This is a genomic window from Neoroseomonas lacus, assembly GCF_014644535.1.
In the GTDB taxonomy this organism is placed as follows: Bacteria; Pseudomonadota; Alphaproteobacteria; order Acetobacterales; family Acetobacteraceae; genus Neoroseomonas; species Neoroseomonas lacus.
Genome location: NZ_BMKW01000008.1, coordinates 341,492 through 360,606, shown reverse-complemented (window position 1 = coordinate 360,606; position 19,115 = coordinate 341,492). Strand labels below are relative to the sequence as shown.

The 19,115-nt window shown below is 67.7% G+C and carries 20 protein-coding genes and 1 tRNA gene; 8 read left to right on the top strand and 13 right to left on the bottom strand.

The window, feature by feature from the left end; genetic code table 11:
* Positions 1–23 precede the first annotated feature (23 nt).
* Positions 24–287, bottom strand: a complete 264-nt coding sequence (locus IEY36_RS17720) for a hypothetical protein (protein ID WP_188969053.1) — start codon at positions 285–287, stop codon at positions 24–26.
* 624 nt (positions 288–911) lie between these two features.
* Between IEY36_RS17720 and IEY36_RS17715 the strand changes: the two genes are divergently transcribed.
* The gene (locus IEY36_RS17715) at positions 912–1,916 is read left to right on the top strand and encodes a hypothetical protein (RefSeq protein ID WP_188969051.1); all 1,005 of its coding nucleotides are present in this window, start codon (positions 912–914) and stop codon (positions 1,914–1,916) included.
* A gap of 483 nt (positions 1,917–2,399) precedes the next feature.
* On the opposite strand, the gene IEY36_RS17710 is transcribed toward IEY36_RS17715, so the two are convergent.
* Both IEY36_RS17710 and IEY36_RS17705 read right to left on the bottom strand, forming a co-directional pair.
* Positions 2,400–3,041 carry a hypothetical protein gene (locus IEY36_RS17710; RefSeq protein WP_188969049.1) on the bottom strand — a complete coding sequence of 214 codons (642 nt, stop codon included), beginning with the start codon at positions 3,039–3,041 and terminating at the stop codon, positions 2,400–2,402.
* 168 nt (positions 3,042–3,209) lie between these two features.
* Complete coding sequence (locus IEY36_RS17705; RefSeq protein ID WP_188969047.1) at positions 3,210–3,755, bottom strand: hypothetical protein; 546 nt, start codon at positions 3,753–3,755, stop codon at positions 3,210–3,212.
* 26 nt (positions 3,756–3,781) lie between these two features.
* Between IEY36_RS17705 and IEY36_RS17700 the strand changes: the two genes are divergently transcribed.
* The 3 genes from IEY36_RS17700 to IEY36_RS17690 all read left to right on the top strand — a co-directional run bounded on the left by IEY36_RS17700 (position 3,782) and on the right by IEY36_RS17690 (position 6,774).
* Entirely contained in the window at positions 3,782–4,591 is an 810-nt protein-coding gene (locus tag IEY36_RS17700; RefSeq protein WP_188969045.1) for a DUF5677 domain-containing protein, read from the top strand.
* Positions 4,592–4,865: 274 nt separating this feature from the next.
* Positions 4,866–5,069: a hypothetical protein gene (locus IEY36_RS17695; RefSeq protein WP_188969043.1), complete on the top strand. Its 204-nt coding sequence runs from the start codon at positions 4,866–4,868 to the stop codon at positions 5,067–5,069.
* 232 nt (positions 5,070–5,301) lie between these two features.
* Positions 5,302–6,774, top strand: coding sequence for a S1 family peptidase (locus tag IEY36_RS17690; protein WP_188969041.1), 1,473 nt, complete (start codon positions 5,302–5,304; stop codon positions 6,772–6,774).
* Positions 6,775–7,481: 707 nt separating this feature from the next.
* Here IEY36_RS17690 and IEY36_RS17685 read toward each other — a convergent pair.
* From IEY36_RS17685 to IEY36_RS17655, 7 genes are all read right to left on the bottom strand, one after another.
* Positions 7,482–7,558: transfer RNA gene (locus tag IEY36_RS17685), tRNA-Met, on the bottom strand.
* A 19-nt stretch (positions 7,559–7,577) separates the two neighbouring features.
* Positions 7,578–8,684, bottom strand: a complete 1,107-nt coding sequence (gene mnmA / locus IEY36_RS17680; protein WP_188969039.1) for a tRNA 2-thiouridine(34) synthase MnmA — start codon at positions 8,682–8,684, stop codon at positions 7,578–7,580.
* Complete coding sequence (locus IEY36_RS17675; RefSeq protein ID WP_308423185.1) at positions 8,677–9,399, bottom strand: TenA family protein; 723 nt, start codon at positions 9,397–9,399, stop codon at positions 8,677–8,679. Before IEY36_RS17675 ends, mnmA begins: the two co-directional genes overlap by 8 nt.
* A gap of 4 nt (positions 9,400–9,403) precedes the next feature.
* Positions 9,404–9,733, bottom strand: coding sequence for a ferredoxin family 2Fe-2S iron-sulfur cluster binding protein (locus IEY36_RS17670; protein ID WP_188969037.1), 330 nt, complete (start codon positions 9,731–9,733; stop codon positions 9,404–9,406).
* A 3-nt stretch (positions 9,734–9,736) separates the two neighbouring features.
* Positions 9,737–10,927 carry a cysteine desulfurase family protein gene (locus tag IEY36_RS17665; RefSeq protein ID WP_188969035.1) on the bottom strand — a complete coding sequence of 397 codons (1,191 nt, stop codon included), beginning with the start codon at positions 10,925–10,927 and terminating at the stop codon, positions 9,737–9,739.
* A 145-nt stretch (positions 10,928–11,072) separates the two neighbouring features.
* Positions 11,073–12,167 carry a cysteine desulfurase family protein gene (locus IEY36_RS17660; RefSeq protein ID WP_188969033.1) on the bottom strand — a complete coding sequence of 365 codons (1,095 nt, stop codon included), beginning with the start codon at positions 12,165–12,167 and terminating at the stop codon, positions 11,073–11,075.
* On the bottom strand, positions 12,164–12,649 hold the full coding sequence (locus IEY36_RS17655; protein WP_188969031.1) for an Rrf2 family transcriptional regulator: 486 nt from the start codon (positions 12,647–12,649) through the stop codon (positions 12,164–12,166). Before IEY36_RS17655 ends, IEY36_RS17660 begins: the two co-directional genes overlap by 4 nt.
* A 392-nt stretch (positions 12,650–13,041) precedes the next feature.
* Between IEY36_RS17655 and IEY36_RS17650 the strand changes: the two genes are divergently transcribed.
* The gene (locus IEY36_RS17650) at positions 13,042–13,710 is read left to right on the top strand and encodes an alpha/beta hydrolase (protein WP_188969029.1); all 669 of its coding nucleotides are present in this window, start codon (positions 13,042–13,044) and stop codon (positions 13,708–13,710) included.
* Positions 13,711–13,871: 161 nt separating this feature from the next.
* Here IEY36_RS17650 and IEY36_RS17645 read toward each other — a convergent pair whose 3' ends face one another.
* Together IEY36_RS17645 and IEY36_RS17640 are read right to left on the bottom strand one after the other, a co-directional pair.
* Positions 13,872–14,405, bottom strand: a complete 534-nt coding sequence (locus tag IEY36_RS17645; protein ID WP_188969027.1) for a GlcG/HbpS family heme-binding protein — start codon at positions 14,403–14,405, stop codon at positions 13,872–13,874.
* Positions 14,402–15,265, bottom strand: a complete 864-nt coding sequence (locus IEY36_RS17640) for an alpha/beta fold hydrolase (protein ID WP_188969025.1) — start codon at positions 15,263–15,265, stop codon at positions 14,402–14,404. Before IEY36_RS17640 ends, IEY36_RS17645 begins: the two co-directional genes overlap by 4 nt.
* Positions 15,266–15,455: 190 nt before the next feature.
* Here IEY36_RS17640 and IEY36_RS17635 point away from each other — a divergent pair, with 190 nt between their 5' ends.
* The 3 genes from IEY36_RS17635 to IEY36_RS17625 all read left to right on the top strand — a co-directional run bounded on the left by IEY36_RS17635 (position 15,456) and on the right by IEY36_RS17625 (position 17,971).
* Entirely contained in the window at positions 15,456–16,418 is a 963-nt protein-coding gene (locus IEY36_RS17635) for a Bug family tripartite tricarboxylate transporter substrate binding protein (RefSeq protein WP_188969023.1), read from the top strand.
* Between the two features lie 5 nt (positions 16,419–16,423).
* Entirely contained in the window at positions 16,424–17,320 is an 897-nt protein-coding gene (locus IEY36_RS17630) for a dihydrodipicolinate synthase family protein (protein ID WP_188969021.1), read from the top strand.
* A 75-nt stretch (positions 17,321–17,395) separates the two neighbouring features.
* On the top strand, positions 17,396–17,971 hold the full coding sequence (locus IEY36_RS17625) for a hypothetical protein (RefSeq protein WP_188969019.1): 576 nt from the start codon (positions 17,396–17,398) through the stop codon (positions 17,969–17,971).
* 48 nt (positions 17,972–18,019) lie between these two features.
* Here the strand turns inward: IEY36_RS17625 and IEY36_RS17620 are convergent, their stop codons facing one another.
* Positions 18,020–19,084, bottom strand: a complete 1,065-nt coding sequence (locus tag IEY36_RS17620) for a site-2 protease family protein (RefSeq protein ID WP_188969017.1) — start codon at positions 19,082–19,084, stop codon at positions 18,020–18,022.
* Positions 19,085–19,115: the final 31 nt, after the last annotated feature.

The following is a 19,115-nucleotide window of genomic DNA, read 5'->3' as shown; positions in this document are numbered from 1 at the left end:
GATGCCCCACACCGGGATCAGCGTCAGCTGCCGCCGCGCTGTCGCCACTTCTCCAAGCCCGAGGTGAGCAGCCGGTCGAGGCAATAACCCGCCGCACCGCCGGCTGCGATCAGCACAAGGCCCGCGAGGAAGCTGTTACTTCGTGAGGGTGTCCAAAGGTCGTGCTCCCGCGCCTGCCCCGCAGCGAGCACGGCTAAGCCGAAGCCGATGGCATACGGCAGCTTGAATTGACGGAAGACCCCGATGACGGTGCTGGACAGGTCCATGGTCGCCACGATGATGGCCATCTACGGCCAGTGCCAGTGCTACACACCGGACCGGCCGGGGACCGCTGACTGGCCGTCCGAACGCTTGGGTGGAGGGGTGGCGCGGTCGCCACCCTACACCCCTGCGTCCATGAGGCGGGGGCTCGTCTACTTCTTTACGACTGTAAGACCGCGCGCCGCCGCAAACTCCGCGAAAATCATCGCGAGGAACGCCTCAGCGGCTTCGCCGTTTGGTGCCGCCCGTGACGCTAACACTTCGCCATCTGATGCAAGAGCAACCGCGAGATAAGGAAGCCCGCTGCGCGGAGGATCGTAAACGGCGCCTATAATGCCAGCCATCATCAGCCTCACGGTAGAATGTTGTTCCGACGTGTTTACACCAAACCGTTAGATGCCTGTCAAATACCTGACCCGCGGCCCGGCTTCGAGGCATTGTCGGCTGCGGGAGACAGGCCCTCATCCATTGACGGCAAATATTAGCCGGCACCAGTAGCGAGCACCGGCCAGTGTCGTTAGACTGACTGATCGTAGGCAAGTAGTGCTGAGACCGCTTGATCGTGCATAAAGTGCCGCCTCGGATCACACCGGAGACATAGTAAGGTCTATCACCTCGAACATTTTGGCAAACGGGGAAGCACGCATTGAATGTCCATTGAAGCTGATGCTGTCTCTGCACTCCTAGGCGAGGCTCCATGGAGCATTGACGCGGTCGTGCAGGCGCACTTCGGAGACTTTCGAGCGCTCGACTATCTGATGAGGAAGCACCCAGGCTATGCGGTCCAACAGGGGCTCGCCGACCTCCGCGCGGCAGCCAGGCTTCTTCGCGAGGAGGTGGCGGACTTCATCGCCGTTGCGGCACGACTTGGGCACGTTCTGCCTCGGCCAGAAACCTTTCGTCCGGCGGGTCGAGCCATGCTGGAACGCGAGGAATGGGAGGCCAAGAAATGCCTACATCGCGTCGCAGTCGCAGCGAGCACGCTAGTGGACATGTCCCGCGTGATGCGAACGAACATGGCGAAGGCCGGCACCGACATCACCAGGGAGTACGCGGCGGAATTGGCGAGGTCACTCGACAAGGAGCAGCACGATTTTGTCATCGCACTGAGAAACGTCGCGTCGCACGCGCGGCTCTTGGAGCCATCGTGGTCAATTCGGTATGACGCCTCTGGCACGGCCGTTTCGATCATGCTCGCCGCCGAAGACTATATCGATCCTAAGCGCTGGACGAGCGGCGCCATCGCTTACGCGAGGACACACACGAAAGTCGATCTGGTAGCCCTCCTTGCCAGCTACGAACGAGCCGCTGCCGAGTTCAATCAGTGGCTCATTCGGCATGTTGAGATCTCGCGCTTGCCTATGTTGGAGAATTACAGAGAGTGCGACGCGGCTAGGCGTAGAGTGTCTGCGCGTTCCCACTATGGGCTCCTGATGCAAGCAGCCGAGCAACGCCGCATCGACCCGTACGCTGTGCTTCCGAACTTCCTATCGGATGAGGAAATCGCCCGCGTCCACGCGCAACGAAGAGGGTCCGCGCAGCAGATCGATCTCATCATAACGCTAGCCGACAAACATGACGCGGTAGACGACGATCTGCGGCACCGTATCACGGCGATATTCGCCGCCCACTTGGCTGGCGAGGCAGGCTCTTAGGCTTGCAAGCAAAGACACGACGTTGGAGGCTAATACTTCCGCTTGAGAGGATGAGGCGATGATTGTTCGAGGGCTCCTATTCGGTGCAATCAGTGTTGCATCCGTCGTGCTTATAACGCCGCAAGCGCAAGCGCAGTCTGCATTCTGTCAACGCGGGTCAGCCCCCATGCTTTCAGACGACAGTGATGCTCAGATCCAAGAAGTCGCTCGCAACTGCCGGCCTGGCGATATCATTCAAATTCCCCCGGGCGGTCGCGGAGGCACACGTGCGGTCGCTCGGCTCTGCGACTTCTCCAAGGAGATGCCCATCGCGGGGGGTATGCTGTTTTGCGTTATGATCGCTCCGCGACAGATGAGATAGTTCCGCCTTGGAGCACTGTGCCCCAGCCGGCCCACACCACCGCAAGGCAGCGCCCCCCGTGACACCGAGGTGCAGGCCCGCATCCGCCGCTAGGTGGACGCGGCGGGACTGGTCGGTGGGGCCTAACGCGGTGCCGGTATCCCTGTCATGGGTGCCAGCACACGACGTTGTTCTTCTCGATACACATCGTCGGTGATGAGCCCGCGACTGCGGAGGCGCCGCAACTCGGCCAGTCGCTCGTCACGGTCGCCCGCCGTTGCAGCGATCGGGGTGGGTGACGCGGCGGGAGCGGGCGTTCCGATGGGAGGTGCGGCCGAGACGATGGCGAGAGCGAAGGCGCCGCCTTGCTCCACATTCGCAGCAGCGTCGAGCGCAGTACCGAGATAACCAAGCATCAGCGCGGGCGCGAACAGGGCACCGCGAGGCGCGACCTCGATCTCGTATCGGCCGCCGGCCAGTGTAGGAAGTCGTGTCACCCAGCGGCCAGGAACCGAAGACCCGGACACTGCCACCGTGGCGGGTCCCGCAGGGACATCCGCGAAGGTTCGCTCTCCACGCCAGAGCGAGCCGGCGCGCTGGTCATTGACCATTACCTGAGCCGAAACGCCGAGGTAGAGCATAGAACTTGCCCTTGCGACCGTAATCCGCGCCATGCCGTCCGGGATCGGCGCATCCGCGGCCGGCATCGGGAGAGTGCGCTCGCCGCCGGTTGAGCACGCGGCGAGCAGCATCGAGACAATGAGAAGGGTAGCGCCTCGCCTCATGGTTTTCTCCCAAGGGAAACGACACCATGCCCGTTGTATCGCCGTTGCAACAGCGCCGCCGCCGGGCGGCATGCGTGACCTGAGACAGAGCCTAGCGGGCCGCCGCGCAGGGCTGACGCGCCCCTATGTCATCCCACATACCTGGCGCGGCTGCGGTGCCGGCACGCCTCAGCGAAGCATCCACTCCCGCCCGGTAGGCGGCGGGATGCTGCCGGCGGGGAAGTCTGCCGCGCGAAGCTTCAGCGCCTCCCACACTGCATCGGGGACGCGATGATAGGTGCCATCCTGCGGGACCAAGAGGCCGTGCGCGACCAGGGCTGTGATGCGCGGGTCTGCCATCGCCACGGGATGCCGCTGAAGCCCGGTGCGCAGGTATGCGCCGAGGATCGCCTTCTCGGCCGGCTCGATAAGACCGAGGTGCGCCAACAGCGCCTTGGTGTCGGCCCTCCGCTTCCGCCAGCGTCGCGCCGCTGCAATGCCGTCCGTGGCGATCCAGTTGAAGACAGAACCCAGCGCGAGGCCGGCAGCCGTGGCGGCAGCGTAGGCCAGCGCCAGCGCATCGCCGGTCGGTGCCCAGGTCCCGCTCACATGCATCACCAGCAGCACGCCCACGGTCACGGTGAGGCCGGCGGCATGCCACCCATTGGCCTTGCTGATGAGCCCGACCAGCGCCTTCCCGAGTTCCACTACCGCCCCCTGTATGCGTTCCCGCATGGAGCCTGACCGGGTATCGTCGCGCAATGCCGTCTGACCCGCATCCGCCGCCTGTTGACCCTGCCGAGGTAGAGCGGCTCCGTGCATACCTGAGCCTGTTGCCCGAGGCTCACGCCGCTTGCGTCGGCATGATGGAGGCAATAGGCGGCACGGACCTGAACGCATTCCCGGTCCCGAAGCAGGCCGCCTTCGGGCTGATCGCTCGCTCGATCGGAAATCTCGAAGCGATCGATTTGCTGCTGAAGACAGAGCAGATCGTTGAGGCTCGGACGATCACGCGGTGCCTCGTGGAGAACTTGTTTATGGTGGGGAGCATCCACGCCCGCCCGGACATGACGATGTCGGTGCTTGAGAACGACTTCGCGAAGAGCCGCATCGTCCGCGCGGGCATCCTCCTGGAGCGGGGCGCGGACGTGCTCGACCCGGACCAGTTGGATCGCCTTCAGGCGTTCGCCGCAGACCTGAAGCAACAGAAACCGAAGAACGCCTACATCCGCCAGAAGGCGCTTGCGGACGACACCTATGCGGCCGCGTCCCTAGCGATCTACAGCCAACTTTCGGACGACAGCGCGCACGCGACGCTCGCATCCCTCGGGCGCCACATCCGCCTTCAGCAGTCGGGCACCAGGGAACTGGTCCAGTTCCCCGAACCTTCGGTTGCCGAGGCATGCCACACGGCGGCGACGGCTACCAACATGACCATCGGCTTATTGCTCGGCGTTCGTGACATTTTCGGCGGCGCGCTCGGGGAACCGCATATCGCGAGACTGGAAGCCGCATTTCGGGCCGCGAAAGAGCGCTGGCCGCCCCGGCCCGGCACGCTGGACCCGACTTAGTAGGCGATCAGGGACTGCTGAGCGTCGCCACTGCGATCGACCCTGCCCCAGCCAGAGGGCCACCGCGCCGCCCCGAAGGCCGCGCGATCTCGGGCGACCGGACCCCTCGTTGCCGGACGGTGGCTGGCGCACTATGATGTGTTTGTCGCACCGACGCATCACAGCGCCCATTCGGTCAGAGCCAACCACGAGAACCCGTAGCGGTCAGGGTGCAGCGCCAGGACCTCCAGCGGCCAAGCGACGGCGACAGCGCTCAACCAAAATGGAGGTGCCCATGCCCAATGAACTTCGGGCCTGTGAGGATAAGGCCCGCCGCGTTTGCAAACTCGCGGGCTACCGGCTGCGCAAAACGCGGGGTGATGTGTGGTGGTCCATTGGCGCCACCTTCCTCACCTACCTTGTTCTCGATGATCGTGGCGTGCTTGTGGACGGCGCAGAGGCTGATGAATTGCACGAGCTGATCCGCCGTTACGCCTGATCCCGGATGAAGGCGAGGCTGCCGGGTATCCGGCAGTCTCGTCCTCCCAGGATACGGACTGCCGCGACGCACGCCCGAGCCGCACTCACAGGCGATGTTGCTGCCACTCCCGCGCATACTCGCCTCGGTCTCGCCTGTGCGCGGCGCATGCGGCAGGTGATACGGGGCCTACCGCGGCTAGTTCGATAATTTTTTCTAGCCGACAAATTCTCCCACAGTCATCATCTGCGATATGGGCGGGTTTCTCCTTCGTACATTTGTCAATGCGCTGGGACTTCTGGTCATCGGTGCTTTGGTAGCGCGCGGCCCTGGCGCGCAAGAGGTCGATCCGCGCTTTATGTCGCGGACCGAAGTCCAGATGGTTCAAGATGCACTGATCTGGAATGGCTCCTTTGACGCTTTGAAGGACGGCTTATGGGGGCCGATGACGACCGAAGCCGTCCGCCGCTGGCGCGAGGCCGCCGGCCTTAGGCAGTCGCCAACATTCAACATTGCAGAATTGACGCAGCTCTTCGCCACGGCCATCCGAGCTCGGAGCGAGGTCGATTGGACGATGTGGCGCGACCCCCATACAGGGGGCTGGTTCGGTTTTCCCGCAGCACTTGTCCGGCCAAACCGTCGAGATGAACCTGTGCCGGGCTTCATGTTCGCGACTGAGTTTGAGAGCCGTCGCATCGGCATCTCATTCACGGCGCTTCGCGTAGCTGGTCCAGTGACGGCGGTCAGGGAACTGCTATCGCAGACGGTTCACAATTCCCACGTCACATATCGTCTCGATCGAGACCATCGGCAGGTGATCTCGATGCTAAGGCGCGACGGCGCAACCCAGTATGCTCGGTTGGACCGAGTTGGCGGGGAGTGGCGAGGGTTTCTCGTGGCCTTCGCGGATGGATTTCCCGATATGCGGCGGCTCATAGTCGCCATCAGCGCTGAGTTCTCCGCGACAGGACACTCAGTCATCGAAGCGCCTTACGATGCGCCGATCTTGGGGCCAATCGTCGGGCGACTAATGCGACCAACCTCACCACCTCCACCGACGGTGGCAGGCGGGCAGGTGCCCCCTCCACCCGGCGAACCACGCATCACAGGTTCCGGCACAGCTTTTGTAGTCGCCCGGGAGGGAACCCTACTAACCAATCACCACGTCGTGGCGGGATGCCGGCGCGTCTCGCTGCCAGATGGCACGGAGGTTGCGGTCGTTCAGAGTGACGTTCGACGCGATCTTGCGGTGCTTCGCGTAGCGCGAACCTACTCGAACATCGTGCAGTTCCGGCGGGATCAGACAGTCGATCTAGGCGAGAGTGTGAGCCTGTTCGGCTTTCCCCACTACGGGACGGTTTCCACCAGCCTCAACCTGACGAACGGCATCATCACTTCGCTTGTTGGTACGGGCAACGATCCGCTTCACTTCCAGCTTAATGCTGCCATGCAGCCAGGCAACAGCGGCGGTCCGGTGCTCGATGAGGCTGGTTTCCTCATTGGTGTCGCCGTGGCTCGACTAAGGGACGACGTAACTGTTCGCGAGACAGGTACGATACCGCAGACGATGAACTATGCCATCCGAGGGCAGGTTGTTGAGGCGTTCCTGCTGGAGAATGGTATCCGCGTCGAGAAGCGCGCTTCGCACGAGCGGGCTGACTTGCGCGAGGTGGCGCAACGCATGGAGAACGCCGTGCTGCCCATCCTTTGTTGGCGACAGAGTTGACGGACTGCCGACCCCGCTTTCCCAGGCCGCCGCGCCACTGCCGCTGAGCCGCAGAAGCCCCACCAGCGACCTGCCAGCCGGCCCAGCGCCGCCCCCGAGAGCCGCCAGACCCCCGCCAGCCCCACGAGCCCGCCCAGCCTCGCCAGAAGCCCGCCAGCGGGTCCGGAACCGGCGGGAAAAGAGGGGGCCGCCCGCCACCCCAGCCCTCGGCGCCCGGCGTGACCCTGGAACCGGCCGCTCGCCTCACCAGTGCCGCCGCAGCTGCCCCGCCTGCAACCCGCCTGCGACCCACCGGCCGCCCCCCGCCAGCCCCGCGCCCGTCCGACCATTATATGCAATAGCATGCGAAAGCCGTTCAGAGCTTCGCCAGCGCCTTTCGAGGCTCGCCAGTGTGTGCCCCCATCCGCCGAGCGCCACAGCCGCCGCCAGCGCACGCCAGAGCCGCCTAGCGCGCCTCTGGCATGTTCCCAGCCGCCGAACCCCGAAACGCCGTCTGCGCCCGTCCTACGCGCTTTCTGCATGCATAATCATGCGAATGATCGCACCGCCTGTCGTTCCGCGAGCTACGCGCTCCGATCCGATACGAAATCGTTCCGAACTGACCTTTTCAGGCTCCGCGTCCGGTCAATGTCCGGTCAGGCGAAAGGCGAAGCAGCACCACGCGCAGGCGATGCGTCGAATAGCTTAACGATTTCAATTGATTGCGATGGTAGCGGCGGGCGGACTTGAACCGCCGACCCCGGCATTATGAGTGCCGTGCTCTAACCAGCTGAGCTACGCCGCCATCCAGAGAGGGGCGCGAATTAGGCCGCGCTCCGCGTGCTGTCAACCGCCCCGGCGGCCCGCAGGAAGCCGCCGCCGAGAACGCGCTCCCTATCATACATCACGCAGGCTTGGCCGGGAGCCACAATTCCCGGCGCCTCCAGTAGCACCCGCGCCAACCCGGTCCCGGCATCCCAGGAGACCGTCGCCGCCCGCGGCACTTCCCGCGCGCGCAGCTTCACCGAACAGCGGATTGGCGCGACCGGCGGATCGATCAGCCAATTCACCTCGCCGACCGTGGCTTCCGTGGTCTCCAGCGCGCCACGGGGGGCGAGCACGATACGCCGGCGCCCTGCTTCCACCCCGGCAACGTAAAGCCGCTCATCGCCATCCCAGGAAGCGGCACCGAGGCCCCTGCCCTGCCCGACCGTGTAGCGGGCAATGCCGTCATGCGCGCCGAGCACGCGGCCATCGGCATGGACCAGCTCGCCCGGCGCGGCGGCATCGGGGCGCAGCTTCGTCACCAGCGAATCGTAGCGCCCTTCGGGGACGAAGCAGATGTCCTGGCTGTCCGGCTTGTCGGCAACGGCAAGGCCCAGCCGCGCGGCGACCACGCGCACCGCCGCCTTGTCGGGATAGCCACCAAGCGGGAAGCGGGCGAAGGCAAGCTGCTCGCGCGTCGTGGCCGCGAGGAAATAGGACTGGTCGCGCGCCGGGTCGGCGGCGCGGTGCAATTCGGCACCATGCGGGCCATCGACACGGCGCGCGTAATGGCCGGTGGCCAGGGCATCGCAGCCGAGGTCATGAGCCAGCGCCACCAGGTCGCGGAACTTCACCGTCTGGTTGCAGCGGATGCAGGGCACCGGGGTCTCGCCGCGGGCGTAGGTGTCGGCGAAGTCGCCGATCACCTCGCGGCGAAACACCTGCTCGCGGTCCAGCACGTAATGCGGGATGCCGAGCCGGTCGGCGACATCGCGCGCGTCATGGATGTCCTGGCCGGCGCAGCACGCGCCCTTCTTCTGGATCGCGGCGCCATGGTCATAGAGCTGCAGCGTGGCGCCGACGACGTCGTGGCCCTCCTCGGCCAGCAGGCCGGCGACGACGGAGGAATCGACGCCCCCCGACATGGCCACGAGGATTCTAGCCATGGACGGTATTGTCCCCACGCGCCGCGTCGAGCCCCTGCTGCCAAAAGCGCTGCTCGAGCCGCGCGGCCTCGGCGAAATCCGCCGCCAGGCGGGCGAAGCGCGCCTCACCACCGTGCGAGACGCCGAGCGCGTCGATCCGCAGCGCGGCGGCGCGCGCCATCGCCTGGTATTCCTCGGCCGCGTAGGTATCGATCCAGGACTGGTAGGCGTTGCCCTCCACCTGCCGCGCCGGGTCGGCGAGGATGCGCAAGGCCACCTCCCCATAACCCACGGTGCAGGGGGCGAGCGCCACTTCAAGGTCGAGGATGTCGCCGAACAGGCCCCGGTCGAGCACCCAGCGGGTGTAGGAGACCGTCTCGGCACTTTCCGGCGTCGCGATCACGGCGGCTTCGTCGAGGCCCCATTCGGCGCAATACTTCAGGTGCAGCTTCGTCTCGTCGAGGATGGCGAGCACCGCCGCGGCCTTGTCGCGCATCGCCTGCAGGCTCTCGCCCTTGACCACCGCGAAGGCCTTGGCGCGGGCGAAGTGGATCAGGAACAGGTAGTCCTGGATCAGATAGGTGCGAAAGGCCGGCAGAGGCAGCGCGCCATCGGACAGGCGCTGCACGAAGGGATGCCAGGTGTAGCCGGACCACGCCTCGGCGGCGGCCGCGCGCAGCCGGCGGAACAGGCCGCCCTCGGCGCCGAAATCCGTCTCCCAGCGCGGCATGGTCATCGGTTCAGCCGCCCGCGTTGCGGCTGCCGGAGGGCAGCTTCACGACCAGCCCGTCCAGCGCATCGGTCATGATCAACTGGCAGCCGAGGCGCGAGGTCTCCTGCAGGTCGAAGGCGAGGTCGAGCATGTCTTCCTCATCCTCGGTCGGCTTGGCGAGCTTGGCAAACCAGGCGGCGTCGACAATGACATGGCAGGTCGAACAGGCGAGCGAGCCCTCGCAGGCGCCCTCGATATCGACGCCGTGGCGATGCGCGATCTCCAACACGGAGAGCCCGAGCGGCGCATCCACTTCCTTGCGCGTCCCGTCGCGCTGAACGAAGACCATCTTCGGCATTACTTACTCCGCCGCCCTGCTTGTGTCGGACATTGCCCGTTGCCACCCTTCCGCGAGCATCGCGGCGGCACGGTCCACATCGGCCGGCGAGGTAAAGCGTCCGATGCCAATCCGCAAGGTCGCACGCGCCCGGGCCGGGTCCAGCCCAATCGCGTTCAGCACGTAGGAAGGCTCGATCTCGGCCGAGGAACAGGCCGAGCCGGTCGACACGCAGACCGACGGCGCCGCCGCCATGATGGCCTGCGCGGAGACGCCGCCGGGGAAGGCGATGTTGAGGTTGCCGGTCACGCGCGGCGCGTCCGGCGCGTTCAGCGCAAGCCCCGGCACCGCCGCCTGCAACGCGGCGAGGAAGCGGTCCCGCTGCCCGCCGATGCGACCGGCATCGAGCATGCCCTCGATGGCGGCGATGCGCGCCGCCTCCCCGAAACCCACCACCAACGGTGCCGGCAGCGTGCCCGAGCGCAGCCCGCGTTCCTGCCCGCCGCCAGAGAGCAGCGGGGTGAGGCGCACCCGCGGCCGGCGCCGGACATAGAGTGCGCCGATTCCCTTCGGCCCATAGATCTTGTGGGCCGAGAGCGACATCAGGTCGGCCTGGATCTCGCCCACATCGAGGGGGATGCGCCCGGCCGCCTGGGCCGCATCGGTGTGGAACAGCGCGCCGGCCTGCTTGGCGATGGCGCCGATGGCGGCGAGGTCCTGGATCACGCCGATCTCGTTGTTCACCGCCATGACGGAGACCAGCAGCACCGTCTCGTCCACCGCCGCGCGCAGGGTGTCGAGGTCAAGCAGGCCGTTGGCATCGACCGGCAGCACGACCGGCTCGAAGCCTTCCTCAGCCAGCGCCTTGACGCTTTCGAGGACGCATTTGTGCTCGGTCGCAACGGTGACGATGCGGCGGCGCTCGCTGCCCTGGCTCGCGGCGAAGCGGGCGGCCCCCTTGATGGCGAGGTTGTTCGCCTCGGTGGCGCCGGAGGTGAGGATAATTTCCTTCGCATCGGCGCCGATCAGTTCGGCGATGTGGCGGCGGGCCTGCTCGACGGCTTCCTCGGCGTCGCGGCCCATGGCGTGCTCGACGGAGCCGGGATTGGCGAAATTCTCCTCCCACCAGGGCCGCATGGCGGCGAGGACGCGCGGGTCGACCGGCGTGGTGGCGTGGCAGTCGAGATAGATGGGGCGGTTCGGCGTGGCGCTCATGATTGCAAGATGGGGCCAATGCGCGCCCGGCGGGAGGCCCGCTTTCATCCTGAAGGCCATGCGCGGCACGCGCATTTCCGCCCCCAACAGTCAAAAAAAGGAGTGGGGGGTGTCGGGGGGCGAGTTCCCTCGCCCCCTGACCGCTTCAGGCCGCCCGCCGCGTCACCTGCTCCCGCATGGCCGCCCAGGCAGCGACAAACCGCTCAACCGAATCCTCCGGCGCGTTCCACGGCAGCGACATGCGAATGGTGCAGGCCGCATCGCCCCCGAGGCCCATCGCAGCGAGCACATGCGAGGCCCCGACCTTTCCCGACGAACAGGCCGCCCCGGCCGACACGCGCACCCCGGCGAGGTCGAGCGCGATCACCTGGGTCTCGGCCGGGACGCCCGGCAGCAGGATGGCGCTGGTATTGGGCAGGCGCGGCGCGCCCTGCCCCGGAAAGCGGGCTTCCGGCGCGAGGGCGGCGATGGCGGCCTCGATGGCGTCGCGGATCGGGGCGAGGCGGGCGGCGGCCTGGTCGGTCGCGGCGCGGGCGGCGGCGGCGAAGCCGGCGATGGCGGGCAGTGGTTCGGTGCCGCCGCGGCGGCCGCGTTCCTGCCCGCCGCCGGCGATCAGCGGCGTGGGGTCGAGCCCCGGACGCAACAGCAGGGCGCCGGCCCCCTTGGGGCCGCCGAGCTTGTGGGCGGAGAGCGCCAGGCTGTCGGCGCCAGCCGGCAGCGGCGCGCGGCCGGCGGCCTGGACCGCATCGACATGCAGCAGGGCGCCGTACCTGCCGCACAGGCCGGCCGCATCGGCGATGGGATGCAGCACGCCGGTCTCATTGTTCGCCGCCATCAGGCAGACCAGCGCGGGACCGGCCGCGGCCAGCGCGGCGTCAAGAGCCGCGAGGTCGATGGTGCCATCGGCGCGCACCGGCAGCAGCGTCGCCCCGGGTGCGGCCCGCAGCACGGCAGGGTGCTCGGTGGCACCGACCAGGACGCGCCGGCCGGCGGAAAGACCGTGCAGCGCCAAGGCATTGGCCTCGGTGCCGCCGGCGGTGAAGACGACATCCTGCGCCCTGCCGCCGAATCGGGCGGCGATCGCGCCGCGCGCATCTTCGAGCAGCCGCCTCGCCGCGCGGCCCTCGGCATGGACCGAGGACGGGTTGCCGGGCAGATCGAGCGCGGCGAGCACGGCGGCGCGGGCTTCCGGCCGCAGCGGCTCGGTCGCGTTGGCGTCGAGGGAGAGGCCGGTCGTCATGGCGCGGGGGTGATGGCCGCCTCGGGGCCGGCGGGCGGTCGGGCGCGGCCGATGACGTGGCCATCGACCACATCGGCGAGGGTCATGGCGCCGAGGAAAAGGCGGATCTGGTCGCCCAGTTCGGCCCAGAGGTCGTGGGTCAGGCAGCGCGTGCCGCCGCCGAGGCAGCCCGGACCGCCTTCCTCGCAGCGTGTGGCGACGATGGGCTCGTCGGCGGCCTCGACGATCTCGGCGATCGGGATGGCTTTGGCCGGGCGGGCCAGGCGATAGCCCCCGCCCGGCCCCCGCGCCGAGGCGACCAGCCCGGCGCGGCGCAGCCGGCCGAACAATTGTTCGAGATAGGCGACCGAGAGCTGCTGGGCGGCGGCAATGTCGTTGAGCGTGACAGGCCGGCCGTTCACGCAACCTTCGGCGCGGCCCTCGCGGGCGGCCATTTCAACCAGCGCCATAACGGCGTAGCGACCGCGGGTGGACAAGCGCATGGCCTACTCCGCTCTCCTCGCAACCCTGATCCGTTCTTCACACATAGGGGCGCTGTCGTGATTCTGTTATGCGATCGAGGTGTCGTTCACATATAGTGTTTCGGCCCTGGGAAACGGGAACCTCCCCCAGGGCACCATGGAATGCTCCCAGACCGTTGATTTTTCAGGTTCGCCGTAAGGCGGGCCACGGAGCGGATCGACGCTATGTTTTCCGACCGCGGCAGTCAACAATGCCGGCGGTTCAGAGCTGTCCATGGCTTGGCGTGCCCCCCTTCGCCAGTCAGGCGAGGTTCCCCACACTGCGGCAGGTCGCCGCCAAACCGAGCCCAGGCCCCAACGGGGCGGGCGTGGTTGGCCTCGCCTGCGGCAAAGCGCATTGGACTGTACGCACGATGCCCGAGGTCATGTTCGCTGGGCCGGATGGCCGGCTCGAAGGACGATACCACCACTCGAAGCGCCCCAATGCCCCGGTTGCCCTGATTCTCCACCCGCACCCGCTGCATGGCGGGACGATGAACAACCGGGTCAGCTATTCGCTGTACCAGCGCTTCCAGGCGATGGGCTTCTCGGTGCTCCGCTTCAATTACCGCGGCGTGGGCCGCAGCCAGGGTCGCTATGACGGCGGCATCGGCGAGGTGTCGGACGCGTGCTCGGGGCTGGATTTCCTCCAGGCCGTCAACCCGAACGCGTCGATGCTGTGGGTCGCCGGCTATTCCTTTGGCGCCTATGTCGGCATGCAGGTGCTGATGCGGCGGCCGGAAATGGGCGGCTTCATTTCGATCAGCGCGCCGGCCTCGCATTACGATTTCGGCTTCCTCGCCCCCTGCCCCTGCAACGGGCTGATCTTCCATGGCGCGGATGACGAACTCGTGCCGGAACCGTCGGTGCGGAAGCTCGTCGACAAGCTGAACACCCAGAAGGGCATCACCATCGACTATCGGGTGATGCCGGGTGCCGGGCATGTTTACACGCCGGGGCAGACGGAGAAGGTCGTCGACGCGGCCGAGGACCATGTCATGGGCATCCTCAACCGCGGCCGGATGGCGCTCGCCGCCGACTGAACGCTGGCGCACGTCACGTATGCAGCAGGGCCGCCAGGAGACTGGCGGCCCTTCGCATGTCCGGTGCCTGCCACCCCGGGATCGGCGGTAGGCGAAGTCGGGAACCTCGGACCGGAAGCTGCGCCGTTCAATTGGACGTCGCAACGATCCAGATCACACCTTCACGGACCGACCCGATCGGCTATGCGGGCCAGACCGGCGCGCGCGCAGGCCTCATCCCGTTCGCCGCCCGGCGCACCGCCGACGCCGATCGCTGCGATGATCTCGCCGCCCCGGCGGATCGCCACCCCCCCAGCCAGGGGCAGGATGTTGGACAGCGAGGTCAGCGCCGGCCCCGCCGGGCTGCGCGCGGCCAAGGCAGCGAATTCCCCGCTGGTGTCGAAGCGGAAGATCGGCCCCAGCGTCACCACCGTATAAGCTTTGCGGAAGCTGCTCTGCTCGGTGTGGATGGTGCTGTTGTCGCCCCGTGCCTGCAGGCGCAGCACCCCCGCGGTATCGACCACCGAGACCGAGACGCGCCAGCCCTGGGCCTCGCAATGGTGGATTGCCTCCTGCGCGGCTTCGATGGCGAGGCTGAGCGGCAGGACGCCCTCGCCCTGGCGGACCTGGGCCAAAGCGGGCTGTGCGCCGACCAGCAAGGCGACGGCGCGGAACATCCATGCCGCCACGCGACGAACAAGCCCTCGCGCGGTCATGGCGTGGTCACCCGGCCGAGAAAGGCGCGCACCAGCGCGGCGATCTCCACCCCACGCGTCTCCAGCGCGAAATGACCGGCATCGAGCAGATGCACCTCGGCTTCGGGGATGTCGCGACGGAAGGCCTCGGCCCCGGCCGGCAGGAAGAACGGGTCGTTGCGGCCCCAGACGGCCAGCAGCGGCGGCTGATGGGCTCGCAGGTAGCGCTGGATCTCGGGGTAGAGCGCGACGTTGGACTGGTAGTCGAGGAACAGGTCGAGCTGGATCTCGGCAATCCCGGGCCGGTCGAGCAATGCCTGGTCGAGCGTCCAGGCCTCGGGGGCGAGCAGGCTCTCGTCATGCACGCCATGGGCGTATTGCCAGCGTGTCGTCTCGGGGGCGAGGAAGCCGCGCAGGGCGTCGCGATTGGCCGCGCTCGGCACCTGCCAATAGGCCTGGATGGGGTTCCAGCCTTCGCTGAGCCCTTCCTCATAGGCATTGCCGTTCTGGGTGATGATAGCGGTGATGCGTTCCGGGTGACGCAGCGCCAGGCGGAAGCCGACCGGCGCGCCGTAGTCGAACACCATGACGGCAAAGCGCGAGAGGCCCAGTGTCTCGGTGAAGCGTTCGATGAGCTGGGTGATCGCCTCGAAGCTGTAAGCGAAGACGTCGCGCGCCGGGGCGGCCGAGAAGCCGAAGCCGGGCAGGTCGGGGGCGACGACGTGCCAGCGGTCGGCGAGGCGGGGCATCAGGTCGCGATACATGTGCGACGAGGTCGGGAAGCCGTGCAGCAGCAGCACGGTGGGGTTCGAGGGGTCGCCGGCCTCGCGGTGGAAGATCTCGACGCCGTCGATGAGGGTGCGGCGATGGCGGATGGTCATGGGGGTTCTCCTCAGCAACCGGCGCGATGCCGGTGTCCGCCGCGCAATTGCGCCCGCGCCGGTGACGGCTGAATGCCCGCCTCGCGCGCTACACTGTTGCCGGCTGCGCAATAGCGACGCGTAACCCCTTTGCCGCGACCACGACGCCGTGCATCGTATCGGCAATAATTGTCCCGAGGAAACGACAGCAATGCGTTCGACCCGTCGCGGCATGCTCACCACAGCGCTCGCCATGCCCGCCATTGCCCGAGCCCAGGGCGCCACCTGGCGGCCGGACCGGCAGATCACCATGATCGTCGCCTATGCCGCTGGCGGCGGCACCGACACCGCGGCGCGCACCATCGCGCGTTTCATGGAAAAGGACCTCGGCCAGCCCGTGGTGGTGCTGAACCGCCCGGGCGCGGGCGGCGAGATCGGCTTCAGCGAACTCGCCCGGGCGCGGCCGGATGGCTACACGATCGGCTTCATCAACACACCCTCGATCGTAACCGTGCCGATTGAACGGCGGGCGCGCTTCAAGCTCGATGACTTCGCGCTGATCGCGAATATCGTCGACGATCCGGGCGGATTGTGGGTGATGAACGACAGCCCCTATCGCGACTTCCAGTCCCTGCTCGCCGCTGCGCGGGCACAGCCGGGCACCATCGGCTATGGCACCACCGGGATCGGTTCTGATGACCACCTGGCGATCCTCGCCATCGAGCGGGCGACCAATACGAGCTTCCTGCACATCCCCTTCGCCGGCTCGGCGCAGGTGAAGCAGAACCTGATGTCGCGCGCGATCCCGCTCGCGGTCATGAACATGGCTGAGGGCATCAACGAATGGCAGCAGGGCGTGATCCGCCCCCTGGCGCAGATGGGCGAGACGCGCTGGGAGCCCGCCGCGGCGGTGCCGACGCTCAGGGAAATGGGTGTCAATGTCGTCGAGGGCTCGATGCGCGGCATGGCCGCCCCGGCCGGCATGGCGCCGGAGGTGATGGAGCGCCTGGCGCTGTCAGTGCGGCGCACCGTCGATGACAGCGACTTCCAGGCCCTGGCGCGCACGCAGAACCTGCCGCTGCGCTTCCTCGGCCCCGAGGCGTATCGCACCGAGTTGGTGGCGCTGCGCACGCGCTACGAGGCGCTGTGGGCGCTGCATCCCTGGCGGGAGTGAGCGCCGTGGCGTTCCGTGGCGTCTGGCCGATCCTGTATGCCTTCTTCGACGAGCACGAACGGCTCGACCGCGCGGCGATGCGCGCGCAGGTCGAGGCCTGCATCCGCGGCGGGGCGCATGGCATCGCCGTGCTCGGCCTGGTGACGGAGTTCCACAAGCTGACGCTGGTGGAACGGCGGACCATCATCGACTGGGTGCTGGAGGATGTCGCCGGCCGGCTGCCGGTGGCGGTGACGGTGAATGAAGCGGGCGTCGCCGCCGCGCTGGAGGTGGCGCGCGCGGCCGAGGCCGCCGGCGCCGCTTGGCTGGTGTTGCAGCCGCCGCAGATCGCGGGGCTGAACGAGGCGGCGCTGGTGCGCTTCATGGGCGCGCTGGCCGAGGGGGTGTCGATCCCCTGCGGCCCGCAGAACAATCCCTCGATGATGGATGTGGCGCTGTCGGCCTCGGCGCTGCGGGTATTGAACCGAGCGCATCCGCATTTCCGCATGATGAAGGGCGAAGGGCCGATCCTGTATGTGCAACGGCTGATCGAGGAGACCGAGGGGGCCTTCGCGATCTTCAACGGGCTGGCGGGGCTCGAGTTGACGGACACGCACCGCATTGGCTGCGCGGGGATGATCCCGGCGCCGGATGTGGCCGATGTGCAGGCGCGGGTGTGGGCGTTCATGGAGGCGGGCGACGAGGAGGCCGCCGAGTCGCTGCACCGGTCGGTGCTGCCGATAGCGACCTTCATGATGATGCCGCGCACGGCGGAGCATTTCGCTGTTTATGGGAAGCCATTCTTCGCGAAGCGGGCGGGGATCGGGGCGGTGCATGGGCGGCGTCCCTGCGTGGAGGCGCATCCGTTGGGAGCGGCGATCCTGGAGCGGCTGGGACGAGGGTTGCCGTCTCTGGCGGGGTGAGGCGCCAGGATAGCGGCGCAGGCCGTCACATGTATGCTGACGACCGCCCGGGGCGAAGCAACTGGAGCGGGAGCGATGCAGGACGACCGATACGAGACCGGCAGCGTAACGCCCGGCCACGCCGGGCCAACGCGACGGGAGCGGGTGAAGCACGCCGCGGCAGACCTCGCCCGCCGCTACCTCATCGCCTTCCTCTACCTCTATATTCTCCTCGGGGTCTTCACGATCCATGAGGACATCGCGCTGCGCGCGCGCAGCATCGGCTTCGCCCCGCATGGCTGGGCGCTGGTGAATGCCCTGGTACTCGCCAAGGTGATGCTGATCGCCGAGGATCTCCGCCTCGGCTCGCGCATCAAGCCGCACCCGCTGATCTATCCGATCGTCATCGAGGCCTTCCTGCTCGCCGTGCTGTTCATCGCCATCCATGTGCTGGAACACCTGATCGCGGGGATGATCCATGGCGAAGCGCTGGCGGCCAGCGTGCCCATCATCGGCGGCGGCGGTGTCGTGGGACTGGCTTTCACGGCGCTGAGCTTCTTCGTCGCGTTGATCCCGTTCTGCGGCTTCCGCCAGGTTTGGCGGGCGATCGGGCCGGATCGGATGCGCGCACTGCTGCTCGGCCCGCCGCCGCGGCCGCCGGACGGCGCCTGATCCCGCCGGCGGACCGGCGCGTCGCCGCCATCGCCGGGGGCCGCGCCGTCAACCCCGCAGTGCGAGCAGGTCCGCGATGTTCGCCGGCGTGATCAGCCCGACCAATCGGCCGGCTTCCTCGACGCCAACCGCGGGCACCGCACCATCGCGCGACAGCGCCTGCAGCGCGTCCGACAGCGTCACGCGGCGGCCGACCCGCGGGATGTCGCGCATCGCGTCCGCCACCGGCGTTCCTGGCCCGCCCTGGCGCAACGCGAGGATGATCGCGTCCCGCGTCAACAGCCCCATCATCCGCCCCTGCCCGTCCACCACCGGGAAATCCTGCTGCGGGGTGCGCAGCAACGCCTCGGCGGCGGCGGCCACATCGGCCTCGGGCGGCAGGGCCTCGAAGCGGGTTTCCATGGCGTCCTCGGCGACCAGGTCGCGGGTCACCGAGCGCAGGTCCTCCTCGGCCGATTCCCCTGCCGCGCCCAGCCAGACGAACATCGCGATGAAGATCAGCAGCGGCGCCCCGAACAGCCCCAGGAAGCCGAGCAGGATCGCCAGCCCCTGCCCGATCCGCGCCGCCATCCGCGTCGCATCCCGGTGGCCCATCCGAAGCGCGAGGGCGGCCCGCAGCACCCGTCCGCCATCCATCGGGAAGGCCGGGATCATGTTGAACAGCACCAGGAAGGCGTTGACCCAGAACAGCCGCGGCAGGAAGCCGGCACGCGGGTCCTCCACCGTCAGCCCGTCCTGCACCGAAGGCATACCGCCCAGCACGGCCGCCAGCAGCAGGCAGATGCCGACATTCACCGCCGGCCCGGCGAGCGCGATCGCGATCTCCCGCCAGGGTTCCTCGGGGATGTGGTCGAGCCGCGCCATGCCGCCGATCGGCAGCAGGGTGATGTCCGGCGTGGCGATGCCATAGCGCGCGGCGGCGGCGGCGTGGCCGAGTTCATGCAGTACGACGCAGGCAAAGACCAGGCTGATGAAGGCGACCCCGGCCAGCGCATCGGGCAACCCGCCGCGCGACGCATGGGTCGCGCCGATCCACAGCAGCAACAGGAAAAAGGTGACGTGGACGCGGATGACCGTGCCGCGCACGGTGCCGATGGGGAAGGACCAGGCCATTGAAGGCTCCCTGTGACCTGGCGACGCTAGC